Origin of the sequence: Streptomyces sp. NPDC002476, assembly GCF_042889785.1 — a bacterium.
GTDB lineage: Bacteria > Actinomycetota > Actinomycetes > Streptomycetales > Streptomycetaceae > Streptomyces.
Map to the genome: position 1 here is coordinate 1 of NZ_JBIARH010000004.1, position 12,136 is coordinate 12,136.

A 12,136-nucleotide genomic window follows, 5' to 3' on the forward strand; every position below is an offset into this window, starting at 1 on the left:
CGGCTGACCGCTGTGCACCGGTATTCGATCCCGTGGTGCGTCATACGCAGGGCGCGCCCTCTTCGGCGTACCGCCCATCGGTTTCTCCGAATCTTTACTTCGTCATCCCCAAGTCGGAGCTGGGCACCCGTCAGCCGCGGCTTGTTGTCAAAGATCGACCACCCGATCAGGAGCGCCGTCGGAATCGCGCCGCCTTGCACTTGGGCACCTGTTCCGCCAGTGGGGCCCCTCGACGGCACCGTGCTGCCGATCGACCGCATCGCTGTTGACCATCCGTACTACTCGGAGAAGAAGAAGCACCACAGGAAAACGCGCAGGTCCTTGCGGATCCAGCCGGCCGTCTGATCTGGGCCTCGGACGCGCTACCCGGAGCTGTGCACGATCTGACCGCAGCCCGCGCCCACGACATTGTCCAAGCCTGCCTCACTCGGCAGATCCTCGTCCTCGCCGACCGCGCCTGCCAGGGCGTCGGCGCCACCGTCCGCACCCCGTACCACTGCCACCGCGAACAGCCCGAGCACTACCAGGAGTTCAACCGGGACCATGCCCGGCTGAGGGCTCCGGGTGAACGAGCCTTCGCACAGTTGAAGTCCTGGCGACTGCTCCGGCGTGCGAGATGCTCCACCCGCCGTATCGGCACCATCGTCCAGGCCGTCCACACGCTACTGACCTGCGACTACACAGGATGAAAGGGGCTCATTGACCCTTATGAGACGAAGCAATTGAACGGGTCTTTGTCACTTCTGGCCATTCTCCGTGCCTTTTGATACCGGTACCCCGCTACCGACTCATTTTGATCATTCTCCGCCGCTACTATTCCCTTGGTTTCCTCGGGGGAAGGAATGGCACATGTTCAGCATCATCGTGGTACCCGAGAACGGTGCCGGACCCGCCGGTCAGATCCGTCTCGAACCCGGCGAGACCCTTGCGTTCGGCAGGACTCCAGCCACTCCGGACGCAGCCGCGCCCCGCCGCCACCTCGCCATCGCGCACTGCGGGGTCTCCCGCACCGCGGGCGAGATCACGGCCTTGGGGGCGTACTGGACGCTCAGCAACCACAGCACACGGCAGACATATGTCGTGGAGAATCCGGAGGGGGCCGGCGAGCACATCAAGCTCGCGCCAGGGCGGGTCGAGGCACCGATTCCGTTCGAGTTCTCCCGCGTGGTGCTCCCCGCCGGCGGGGAGCTCCTCAGCTTCGACGTCTGGGCGCCACGCCACGACTACGCCGACCGGACCGTCGGCGACCGGTCCGGAGGCGAGGCCACCACTCTGGCCTTCCCACTGGACCGCTCCAAGCGCTATTTCCAAGTGCTCGCCGCCCTGTGCGAGCCGCGGCTGCGCGGCGAACCTCACGCGCCACTGCCGACCGTCGACCAGGTGATCGAACGACTGCGTCCCGTCTGGCCGGCCGCGGGACGTGCCTCGGTCCAGTGGAACATCGACTATCTCGCAGTCAAGCTCCGTCTCAAGCAGCCTCCTGACGCCGCTTCGGGCGGTCCCCGCCTCAACGGGAAGAAGGAGACCCTGGTCGCCCTCGCTCTGCGTTTCGACCTGGTGAGCCAGGAACACCTGGGCGTGCTCGAAAAGGCGACGACGTGACGGCCGGGGAAGAGCCCACCGTCCAGGTCCCGGTCGGCTACCTCATTGGCCGCTGGGAAGTCCGCGAACCCCTCGCCTCCGGAGCGTTCAGCAGTGTCTACGCCGCGCGGGCAATCGCCACTAGCTCCGGCTCCGCCGACGGGTTCCCTGTCGATGCAGCGCTGAAGATCCTGCCCACCGGTACCCGGACCCCGCGCCAGCTGAGACATCTCCAGGAGCTGGCCCATCGAGAGCTGGAGATCCACCGCAAGCTTCAACACCCGCGCCTCGTTAGGATGTTCGAGGCACAGACAATCGACGACCCCGAGCACCCAGGGCTGGACGGTGCCACAGTCCTCGTACTCGAACGTGCTGCGGGCTCCGTCGAGGACCTGCTCAGCCGCTCCGCCCCCGGACCGCTGCCTGCCGCCCCGAGCCTGCTCGCCCAGATCTGTGAGGGGCTTGCCCAGATTCACCGGGCGGGCTGGGTCCACGGCGATCTGAAGCCGGCCAACGTCCTGCTGATGGCGGACGACTCCGTCCGGCTGGGCGACTTCAACCTCGCCTCCGAGATGGACGGGACCCACGCCTACGCTCCGGTCTTTGCGACCCCCGACTACACCCCGCCGGAACTGCTCTGGTCCGATATCACCGAACAGGGCCGGCAGATCCGTCCCACCGCCGACATCTGGGCTTTCGGCATCCTTGCCCACCTCCTGCTGACCGGGGCTCTGCCGCTGCCCGGTGGCACCCCCACCGCCCGCAGGGACAGCCTGCTGCGCTATGCACGCGGCAGAGAGGAACTGCGGCTCTCCGCCGGACTACCCGAAGCCTGGCGACCGATCGTCACCGACTGCCTCGCCCGCAGCCACGAGGAACGCGCGGCACACGACGCCCTTTCCCTGTTGCGCCGGGTGGAGGCTGCCGCGGGCACCGGCCCGTCCCCTCGCCTTCCTCGCCTCCGCCCACGCAGGGTGTCACGCCGGGTGTGGGTCGCGGGCGTCGCGGCGGCACTGTTGGTCTGTGGCGGCGCGTACGTGCTGCGTGACCGGCCGCCGGACCCCGCACAGTACGGCGCTGGTGAACTGCGGACAGATCAGGGCATCCCCGTCGCGTACCGCGGCCTGATCGTGGATGCCGCGCACACCTGCGAAAGCCGCGACGTCACCCCGGCACTGATTGCCGCGCTGCTGAAGACCGAGTCGGACTTCGACCCCGGCCTCGCCGATCCGACCAAGGACGAATACGGCATAGCCCGCTGGACACCCCGAGTCCTCTACTACTGGCTGCCCGAGCGTCAGCGCCCGGCCAGGGTGGAAGACTTGAAGCCGCCCTTTCCGCCGAAGACATCGATCCCGGCCGTCGGCCGCTATCTGTGCGACATTTCCCGCACCCTGGCAAAGGATGTGCAAGGCAACCGGAAGGTAGCGGTGGCTGTCGCCTACCGCACCTCGGTGGACATCGTGAACGAGGCCGCCGGTATCCGCCCGCAGGAACGCGCCTACGCCACGAAGATCGACCGCCGACTCGACCAGTACACGCCGGGCGGCAGCTGACCGAGCGGCCCGGACGCTGCCGTCCGGCGGCCTGAGAAGCGGCGGAGTCGCACCTCACCCCGCAGCCGCACCTGCACAGGGGCTCTCGGGAACCGGCCTCACCATCGGGCAGACGAACCACGCACAGTCTGGGGCCCTCCCCTTCACCCAACCCCAGCGGGAAGCGGTACCTCGCATGTCCGAGGTACCGCTTCCCGCTGCGCCACCGCATCGTTGTGGGTGTGCGCCGGTGCAGGGGAACGGCGCAACCCGAATCACAGAAGGAGCCCAGCATGAGGACATTCCGCGCGCTGCTCACCACCGCCGCGACCATGGCCGCTGGTGTCGCGCTTGTGATGGCACCTGGTACGGCCGAGGCGGACACTGCCACCACGGCGCAGAAGGCGTGGTCCTGCCCGAGTGGCTATGTCTGTCTGTACACCGGCACAGCCGGGACCGGCCAGCGCTGTTACACGGACATCTCGATCGAACGGTGGACGACTCCGTCCTGCAACACCCGCAAGTTCATGTCGTCGTTCAACAATGGCACGGCGGCCGGCGGGGTCAACCACGTCCATGCGTACACGAAGTACTCGTACGGCGGAGGTGACTACCACCTCGTCCGCGGAAACAAGGGCCGCCTGACCAGCGATGAGCACCCGACCGGCATCAGCATCAAGTCCATCAAGTGGACATCGAGCTGACCTGACCTCGCGCGGGAACACGGCCGGTGAAGTCGTCACGAGCGGGTTCGGCGGTATCCCGTTGCCGCTGTAGGAGGAGTTGAACCAGCGGGGGAACTCGGTCGCCGCGGGGAGCCCTTTCTTAACTGGCTGAGCCCCACCACGCTCCCGGAGAATTCCAGGAGCGTGGTGGGCCCTTCGTCGTATCCGGGATCAGTACCCGCGGAACCGGGCCGTCAGACGGTGCCGACCAGGCCTCAGTCGACAGGTGGGGAGCCAGGACCATCGAGCGTTGCCGTACGTGCTTCTCCCAGGCCAACACGTACGGCGGTGCCTGCCCCTGGGGAAGTACCGCTCTCTGGTGAGCGAGACGGCACGGCGGATACGGTTGAACACGCTACTCAGCTCCTATCGCTGATGGCTCGGTCCCCCGACATCGCCCGTCGAGGGGACCGCTTTGTGTACGACCGCCCAAAGGGTGCGGCCGTTCAGGCTGGTAGCCAGGAACCCGAACCGATCGGCTTCGGCCACCACTTCCAGGACCTCCCGCCATGACTCGGCGGAGAGCGATTCCGGCACTTCCGTTTCGACCGACGTGTATCCGGCGTGCTCCTCCAGGCGCGCGGGGAGCCCGACGGACGACAGCCGGGCGGCGATGGCCGCCGCGCTTACTCCTGAAGCGGGCACAGGGCAGCCTCCGTCACCGGCGATCACTTTCAGTGAAGCTAGTTAACTAGATTAGAGCTAGTGGACTAGATTTTCCATATGCCTGAGCAGCCGCCTTATCTCCGCATCGCCGACGAACTCCGGCAGCGGATCGCGGAGCACGTATGGGAACCGGGCGATCGCCTCCCCTCCCGCGCCCAGATCGGCCAGGAGTACGGCGTGGGCGAGAACGTGGTCCGCCGGGCACAGGAGCTGCTGATCTCCCAGGGCGTGTTGGAAGGCCGAGCCGGGTCGGGAACCTACGTCGCCGAGCCACGGCAGCGGGTGCGGGTGGTCCGTTCAACGGCACGCGAGCAGCCCGACGGCTCTCCGTTTCGTGCGGACATGAAGGCCGTGGGCAAGCAAGGGGATTGGGAGAGTCTGACCGACGCCAAGGTCCCCGCCCCTGCGGAGATTGCGGCCCGCCTGGGTATCGCCGAGGGAGATCTGTGCGTCCGCACGACGTACGAGTTCCTGGCCGACGGCAGGCCGGTGCAGTTGTCGACGAGTTGGGAGCCGTACGACCTCACCGCCGGCACTCTCGTCGTTCTCCCCGAGGGAGGGCCGCACGCCGGGGCCGGAGTCGTGAACCGGATGGCCGCGATCGGCATCACCGTCAGCCACGCCGTGGAGCAGCCGGAGCCGCGGCAGGCGACCGCCGAGGAAGCATCGCTTCTGGGCATCCAGAAGGCCGCCTTCGTCACGCACATCCGCCGGACGTATTACAGCGATCAGGGGCGGCCCGTGGAGACGGCAGACATCGTGGTGCCCGTCGCTCACTGCGAGATCGTCTACGAGATCCCGATCAACCGGTAACCGCGGTAACTGACAGGCGTCCGCCGCCCTGTGGATCCCCTCGAACCGGGGTCAGTTCGTGCCCCTCGCGTGCCCCTTCCGTGCCCGATCGGGCGGGAAACCAGGGGGAGACACGGTGACTGGCGGACACCGGGCAGCACGACGGCCCCCGACCGTCTTGCCTGGTCAGGGGCCGTTCAGCTGTGCGGTGGGTGTGGGATTTGAACCCACGGTGACTCGCGCCACGACGGTTTTCAAGACCGTTCCCTTAGGCCGCTCGGGCAACCCACCCCGCGCCACCGGTTCACGGACCGGGGTTGACGCGAGGACAGCCTAGCCGGTCAGCTGTCGCCCTTGCGCTCCCCCAGGGTGACTTCGGTCGTGGCCGTCCTGCCGTCGCGCTGATAGGTCAGCGTCACACGGTCGCCGGGCTCGTGCGTCCAGATCTCGCCGATCAGGCTCGGGCCGCTGTCGATCACGGTGTCGCCGAACTTCGTGATCACATCGCCCGCCCGGAGACCGGCCTTGTCCGCGGGTCCGCCCTGCACCACGGCGTCCGCGTCGGCGCCCGCGCCCCGGTCGGAGATGACCGCGCCGCCGGACCTCTCGTCCATCCTGACCGTGGCACCGATCACCGGGTAGACGGGCTGACCGGTCTTGATCAGCTGCTGGGCGACGTTCGTCGCCTGGTTGATCGGAATCGCGAAGCCGAGACCGATGGAACCGGCCTGGGTCTGGCCGAGGCCGCTGCCGGTCGACTGGATGGCCGAGTTGATGCCGATGACCGCGCCGCGCGCGTCGAGCAGCGGGCCGCCGGAGTTGCCCGGGTTGATCGACGCGTCGGTCTGCAGGGCGCTCATGTACGAGTTGTTGCTGCCGGCCCCGTCCCCGGAGGCGACCGGACGGTTCTTGGCGCTGATGATCCCCGTGGTCACCGTGTTGGACAGACCGAACGGGGCACCGATCGCGATCGTCGAATCGCCGACCGCGACATGGTCCGAGTTGCCGAGGGGCAGCGGGGCGAGCCCCGACGGCGGGTTCCTCAGCTTCAGCACCGCGACGTCGTAGCCCTGCGCCCGGCCGACCACCTCGGCGTCGTACTTCTTGCCGTTGGAGAACGTGACGGTGAGCTGGCCACTGTCCGCCGCGGAGGCCACCACGTGGTTGTTGGTGAGGATGTGGCCTTGCTTGTCGTACACGAAGCCGGTGCCCGTACCGCCCTCGCCGTCACCGCCCTGCGCGTCGATGGTGACCACGCTGGGCAGTGCCTTGGCAGCCACGCCCGCGACCGTGCCGGGGTCGCGCTTGAAGCCCTGCGCGTCGGCCGAGACCGTGGTCGAACCGTTGGACGCGCTGTTCCGGTCGGCCGCCCAGTAGCCGAAGGCGCCGCCGATGCCGCCCGCGATCAGCGCAGCCGCCGCCACCACGGCCACCAGCCTGCCCATCCCCCGCTTCCGCGGGCCCTTCTGGTCGGGGAACTGGTCCGGGGCGCCCCAGACCGGCGCCCCGCCGTCGGCACCGTGGTGCGCGTACGTGGGCGCGGCGGGAGGGGGCGGCGGGGGCCAGTTCGCCTCGGCGGCCGACTGGAAGCCGGGAGGAGCCGAGGCCGGAACGGGGCCCGTGGAAGTGGTCGCGGCCTCGCCCTTCGGCGCCTGCGGCTGCCCAGGAGCAGGCGTGGAAGCGGAAGGCCCCTGGGGAGCGTCGGCCGGCGGCACGGGAGGTACGGACGGAACCGGCGGAACGGCCTCGCCCGCACTGCCCTCGCTGCCCTCGTTTTCTGTGCTCACAGCTCTTTACTCCTCGATTCCACACGATTGTCGGCAAGAGATCCGCTGTGTACGTGTCCTGGGACAGCCTTTCCCAAGACCCGTCAGGCCACTGTAAGCAGGACCTGTGCATCCTCAGACCTATCCTTACATCCGACAAAAAGGACGCGCGCTCGCGGTCCGTACGACGCACCACCCGGCGCGCGCCGCGCGTCGCGCGGACGCCTCGGACGCAAGCTGTACACAGCACCCGCTCTCGGTGACACGATGACGCGGTGACGCAAGAACGGCGGCCCTCCGCGCACCCTTCCATCCAGGTCATCGCCCACCGGGGTGCGTCCGACGACGCCCCCGAGCACACCCTGGCCGCGTACCGGAAGGCGATCGAAGACGGCGCCGATGCACTGGAGTGCGATGTACGGCTGACCGCCGACGGGCATCTCGTGTGCGTGCACGACCGCCGGGTGAATCGCACGTCCAACGGCCGCGGCGCGGTCTCCGCCCTGGAGCTGTCCGCGCTCGCCGCCCTCGACTTCGGCTCCTGGAAGGACCGCGAAGACTCGGAGTCCCCGGACTGGGACCCGGTGCCGGGAGAACTCACCTCGGTGCTCACCCTGGAACGACTGCTCGAACTGGTCACCGAGACACGGGCGGCCGGACGCCCGGTACAGCTCGCCATCGAGACCAAGCACCCCACCCGCTGGGCGGGCCAGGTCGAGGAGCGGCTGCTGCATCTGCTGAAGCGTTTCGCGCTCGACGTCCCACCGGCCGACGGGCCCTCGCCGGTACGGATCATGAGCTTCTCGGCGCGCTCCCTGCATCGCGTCCAGGCCGCCTCGCCCACCCTGCCCACCGTCTACCTGATGCAGTTCTTCTCGCCACGCCTGCGCGACGGACGACTGCCCGCCGGGGCCCGGATCGCCGGGCCCGGGATGCGGATCGTCCGGGGTCACCCCGGCTACGTCGAACGCCTGCACCGTGCGGGCCACCGCGTCCACGTCTGGACGGTCGACGAACCGGAGGACGTCGAACTCTGCGTCAACCTCGGCGTGGACGCAATCATCACGAATCGCCCCAAACAGGTTCTGTCACAACTGGGACGCCTTTAACATCCGTTACACGGAGTGCAACGGCGCATTCGAACCGTACTCGATCGTCATGAGTGCGTCACCGGTGGGCGAACGGTCGGTTTCCGGTCCATCCCAGGGGGGCATCCACTTCGTGGCGTGGGGCAAAGGAGGTCTCGGGGGTGGCGTTGGTGGTGGCACAGGAAGTGCCCACGTCGTCGAGCATGGCCGTACCCCATGGCCCTGCGGGCGTGGGGCAGGCGCGGCACCGGATGCGCGAGCAGTTGCGCAGCCACGGGATGCCGGATTCGGTCGTCGACGATGCCGTGTTGATTCTGTCCGAACTGCTCAGCAACGCCTGCCGGCACGGCAGGCCGCTGGGCCGGCACACGAATGTGGGCGAGGGCGACATCCGCGCCGCCTGGCGCGTGGACGAAACGGGAGGACTGACCGTCGAGGTGACGGATGGCGGCGGCCCGACCCGGCCGGTTCCGGCCACGCCGTCGGTGACGGCGCGCGGCGGTCGCGGTCTCAACATCATCAGCGCGCTCGCCGAGGAGTGGGGCGTACGTGACGACTCCTCGGGCGAGGTCACCGTCTGGGTCCTCGTCCACGAGGGGCACCGCGACGAGAGACGCCGGGACGACGAGCACCCGAACGGGAATGCGAACGGGCGCGCGAAAGCGAACCGGAACGAAGGGTGCGGTGCCGAAGGGCGCGGGAACAAGGGGCACGGGCGGACGCCCGGAGCCCCGGGCACCGCGGGGTCATCGAGAGTGTCGGGCATCCGCCGCGCAACGGGCATGCCGAGTCCGGCCGCGCTGGACCGGCTGGGGCTCGCGGGGTCCCTCGACGACGTCGGCTGAGGTCCGCGCTCAACGTACGGGCGCACGGGCGGAGCCGGAGCCCGACAGCGCCGAGGCGCACCGGGCGTCGGGCCCGGGCCCGGCCGTGTGTCGCGGGCGCACCCGGACCGCGCCCCTGGTTCGACGCACGGGTCCGGACCGGGTACGTGGGACGGGGCACGGACCAGGTGCACGGGGCGGGTACGCGGGCGCGTGTGTCCCAGACGTGACGCGGGCCGCTAGGCTCGCGGCCCAGACCGCACTGTCGCAACCGGGAGAAAGCCCACCATGGCCAAGAAGCGCCCCCAGACCAAGGCCGGGAAGCAGCAACTCAAGGACGGCGAGATCCCGGTGGTCGGGGCTCGTGAGCCCTGCCCGTGCAGTTCGGGCCGACGATACAAGGCGTGCCACGGCCGCGCCGCTGCCCAGGCCGTGGCCGAACTGGTCCACCGCCCCTTCGAGGGCCTGGCCGGTGAGTGCGACTGGGTCGCGCTGCGCGAACTGGTGCCGGCCGCCACGGTCGAGTTGACGCTCAAGGGCGGGCTCCCCGACGGCGTGCCCTCCGTGACCCTCGCGACCGTCCTGCCGATGGCGTGGCCGGCCCTCCGCCGCGACGACGGATCGGTCCTGCTGGGGCTGCAGAACGACACCCCGTCGGGCGACCTCAGCCGCGACCTCGCGGACACGCTCCGGCAGGCGCTCGCCGCCGAGCCCGGCTCGCCCGTGACCGCGCGGCGCGCCCCGGCCGACGGGCCGCGGCTTCAGGACATGCTCGACCCCGACGCGGCGTTCGAGCCCGCTGTCCACCCGGGTTTCGAGTTCTGGGTTCCGGACGCGGAGAACGCAGCGCCGGAGGTGTCCGCCTCCCTGGAGCGCGCGAACGAGGCGGCGATCCCCACGGCGCGGCTCTCCGGCGTGGACGCCGCGTACTGGTGCGAGACCCCGGAGAAGAACCACCTGCGCTGGGTCATGCCGCACCCCGAGGAGCAGCTTCTCGACGCGCTCGCCCGACTGCACGCCGCCGGTTCCTCTTCGCTGGGCGAGGGGACACGGTTGGTCGGTTCCTTCCGGGCGCACGGACTGATGGTCCCGGTCTGGGATCTGCCGAGCACAATGGGCGCGGCGGAGTGCGAGAAGCCTGCGGCGGAGTTCGCGGAGCGGCTGGCCGACGCGCTCTCCTCGGACGCGCCGCTCACCGCCGAGGAGCGCCGGGCCCGCGGCGGGCTCACCAACCGCCAAGTGACGCTCAGCTGACAGTGACGACCGCCGGGCGGGCTCGGTGACTCGCGTCACAACCACCCGTACCGGCAGGTAAATCCCTGTCCGAATACGCGAGATCGAATTTGCGAACGGCAGATCTCTTGTTACGGTTCTAGAAGCCCGGTCGCTGGTGCATCCCCCGTCGCCAGCGATCGGGCATCCTCATTTCCTGGTACGGCGCACAGCGCGCGCCCGGCGCATGAGCCCGCGCACGCCCCGCCATCAGTACGGCCGCGCCGTTCGCCGCCTGCCCGTCGAGCTCTCTGCCCACACCCGGTCCGGGCTTCCCACCGCCGCACATCGTCGCCAACCCGCCACGACAGAGCCCGTTTTGACCTCCCGCCCCCGGGCGACCCCGCTCCTGCGCCCCGGGCCCGCCGCACCCTCCGCCGGGTCGGTCGCTCTCGGACAGAGAAGGATCCCGGACCCCTTCCCGGATCCTTTTACGCGCCCCTTACGAGGTCAATCGAATAAGCCTTCGAATTTCCGCGAAATAGCCACGGAAGACCCGTCAGGAAACCGACTCTCTCCGCACTTTGCAGCGGCAGACTTTGCACGAGCTGGCACGGAACCGGTATGGGACATGATCGGGACCCGGGGGCCGGGGATTCCCGTACCGATCAACCGGAGATCACCGTCGGGAGTCGCGCGGGGCGAACACCGACGGTCGATGAGGACGCCGAGGGAGGACGAAGGCGACGGGCGACAGTCAGGGACGACGGAGAGAGCGACGACGAACAATGAGGCGATAGATCGCGGCATGCGAACTTCGCCCGGATTTCGCACGAATTTCAAACAATTCGACTCAGATGCCGGAGACGATTCCACGTCGGCATCACGGAATACGCCCGCCCACTGCCGATGACCTTTCCCGAGCACCCAGGCCCGCCTCATCCCGCCCCGGCCCCGGCCCTCGTAGGGCAGACACACGCGGAGCCCGCACACCACGAGGCCGGAACCGGGCCCGGAAGCACCGAGACCCCGAGGCCCTGCCCCACACGCTGAAGGCCCGATGCCCAGGGCCCGAACACGCTGGGTCCCGAGGCATGCGAAGCACCGGATGCTGCCGCCCCGCCGCCCCGCCGACCCGTCAGTACACGAGTCGTCAACGCGCGAGTCGTCAGTACGCGAGTCGACTGCCTCCGTCGGGGGCACCGTTACTCGCCTCGACCAGCGCGTCGAGCACCGTCTCCACATCCGGCAGCCACGGCGCCGCGGCTCCGGTCGTGTCTCCGGCCCTGCCCCCGGTCCCGGCTTCGCGACCGGAGCGGCGGCCTTTCGTACCCGGCAGAGAGCCAGGGGCAGGAGCCCGTTCCCAGCGCACCTGTCCTGTTCCAGTCGCCGATGGCGGAAGGACCAGATAGCCGCCCTCGCCGTGGAAGCGCAGCGAACTGGGCACCCGGTCCTGGACGTACAGCAACTCGCCGAGCCGCTCGAGGGTGTACGGGGCGACCAGCAGCGACCACCGGGTCGGCGTCGCCACCACGGGGCCGAGCCGGGTACCCATCCGGTCCAGCTCGACCAGCGCCCGCGCAGCGGCCACGGCGGGCAGGCTCAGCGCGCAGGGGGCACGGCCACCGGTGGCCAGCACGATCGGCGCGGTGGGCCGGTTGGTCCACCACCAGCGCACCATGCGCTCGTCGGTGGTCGCCGCCAGAAGACCAGGATCGAAGGGGTGCGCGCCGGGTACGGCGCACTCGGGATCGGGGCAGGCACACCCACGGTCACGGCCGTCACGGCCACCGCGTCCGTCGCCCGCCGCCGTCCCCACTCCGGGGAGCACGGGCCACTGCCACGCGGTGGCACAGATCAGGACCGCGTCGAGCTGGGCGGGCCTTGCCCTGCGCCGGAGCCTGCGTCGCCTTCCGAGGATCTCGCGCATGAGCGCTCGTTCCTTTC

10 protein-coding genes, 1 tRNA gene and 1 pseudogene are annotated in these 12,136 nt (G+C 69.4%); 8 read left to right on the top strand and 4 right to left on the bottom strand.

All coding sequences use genetic code 11. The features are described 5' to 3' along the window. Window positions 1-228: 228 nt before the first annotated feature. The 4 genes and pseudogenes from ACFYXM_RS05770 to ACFYXM_RS05785 all read left to right on the top strand — a co-directional run. Window positions 229-689: pseudogene (locus ACFYXM_RS05770) on the top strand (transposase family protein); the annotation flags it as partial. Window positions 690-849: 160 nt separating this feature from the next. Continuing rightward, window positions 850-1,602 (top strand): FHA domain-containing protein, encoded by a 753-nt coding sequence (locus ACFYXM_RS05775; protein WP_389287197.1) that lies wholly within the window; start codon window positions 850-852, stop codon window positions 1,600-1,602. Continuing rightward, on the top strand, window positions 1,599-3,137 hold the full coding sequence (locus tag ACFYXM_RS05780) for a protein kinase (protein ID WP_389287199.1): 1,539 nt from the start codon (window positions 1,599-1,601) through the stop codon (window positions 3,135-3,137). Before ACFYXM_RS05775 ends, ACFYXM_RS05780 begins: the two co-directional genes overlap by 4 nt. Window positions 3,138-3,409: 272 nt before the next feature. Then, the gene (locus ACFYXM_RS05785; RefSeq protein ID WP_389287201.1) at window positions 3,410-3,820 is read left to right on the top strand and encodes a peptidase inhibitor family I36 protein; all 411 of its coding nucleotides are present in this window, start codon (window positions 3,410-3,412) and stop codon (window positions 3,818-3,820) included. Window positions 3,821-4,207: 387 nt separating this feature from the next. Here the strand turns inward: ACFYXM_RS05785 and ACFYXM_RS05790 are convergent, their stop codons facing one another. After that, window positions 4,208-4,486, bottom strand: coding sequence for a hypothetical protein (locus tag ACFYXM_RS05790; RefSeq protein WP_389287698.1), 279 nt, complete (start codon window positions 4,484-4,486; stop codon window positions 4,208-4,210). A 78-nt stretch (window positions 4,487-4,564) separates the two neighbouring features. Here ACFYXM_RS05790 and ACFYXM_RS05795 point away from each other — a divergent pair, with 78 nt between their 5' ends. Next, entirely contained in the window at window positions 4,565-5,320 is a 756-nt protein-coding gene (locus tag ACFYXM_RS05795) for a GntR family transcriptional regulator (protein WP_389287203.1), read from the top strand. A gap of 185 nt (window positions 5,321-5,505) precedes the next feature. On the opposite strand, the gene ACFYXM_RS05800 is transcribed toward ACFYXM_RS05795, so the two are convergent. Beyond that, window positions 5,506-5,590, bottom strand: a tRNA-Ser gene (locus ACFYXM_RS05800). 50 nt (window positions 5,591-5,640) lie between these two features. Beyond that, complete coding sequence (locus ACFYXM_RS05805) at window positions 5,641-7,086, bottom strand: S1C family serine protease (protein WP_389287205.1); 1,446 nt, start codon at window positions 7,084-7,086, stop codon at window positions 5,641-5,643. Between the two features lie 254 nt (window positions 7,087-7,340). Between ACFYXM_RS05805 and ACFYXM_RS05810 the strand changes: the two genes are divergently transcribed. The 3 genes from ACFYXM_RS05810 to ACFYXM_RS05820 all read left to right on the top strand — a co-directional run bounded on the left by ACFYXM_RS05810 (window position 7,341) and on the right by ACFYXM_RS05820 (window position 10,231). After that, window positions 7,341-8,174: a glycerophosphodiester phosphodiesterase gene (locus ACFYXM_RS05810; protein ID WP_389287207.1), complete on the top strand. Its 834-nt coding sequence runs from the start codon at window positions 7,341-7,343 to the stop codon at window positions 8,172-8,174. A 53-nt stretch (window positions 8,175-8,227) separates the two neighbouring features. After that, a complete protein-coding gene (locus ACFYXM_RS05815; RefSeq protein ID WP_389287209.1) occupies window positions 8,228-8,998 on the top strand; it encodes an ATP-binding protein in 771 nt (256 codons plus the stop codon). A 267-nt stretch (window positions 8,999-9,265) separates the two neighbouring features. Then, window positions 9,266-10,231: a DUF5926 family protein gene (locus tag ACFYXM_RS05820; RefSeq protein ID WP_389287210.1), complete on the top strand. Its 966-nt coding sequence runs from the start codon at window positions 9,266-9,268 to the stop codon at window positions 10,229-10,231. Between the two features lie 1,126 nt (window positions 10,232-11,357). On the opposite strand, the gene ACFYXM_RS05825 is transcribed toward ACFYXM_RS05820, so the two are convergent. Then, a complete protein-coding gene (locus ACFYXM_RS05825; RefSeq protein WP_389287212.1) occupies window positions 11,358-12,119 on the bottom strand; it encodes a bifunctional DNA primase/polymerase in 762 nt (253 codons plus the stop codon). Window positions 12,120-12,136 lie beyond the last annotated feature (17 nt).

Bases quoted from the DNA above. Each gene is read 5' to 3' on its own strand.
- ACFYXM_RS05775 (WP_389287197.1), top strand. From the start codon at position 850: ATGTTCAGCATCATCGTGGTACCCGAGAACGGTGCCGGACCCGCCGGT.
- ACFYXM_RS05820 (WP_389287210.1), top strand. From the start codon at position 9,266: ATGGCCAAGAAGCGCCCCCAGACCAAGGCCGGGAAGCAGCAACTCAAG.
- ACFYXM_RS05785 (WP_389287201.1), top strand. From the start codon at position 3,410: ATGAGGACATTCCGCGCGCTGCTCACCACCGCCGCGACCATGGCCGCT.
- ACFYXM_RS05825 (WP_389287212.1), bottom strand. From the start codon at position 12,119: ATGCGCGAGATCCTCGGAAGGCGACGCAGGCTCCGGCGCAGGGCAAGG.
- ACFYXM_RS05795 (WP_389287203.1), top strand. From the start codon at position 4,565: ATGCCTGAGCAGCCGCCTTATCTCCGCATCGCCGACGAACTCCGGCAG.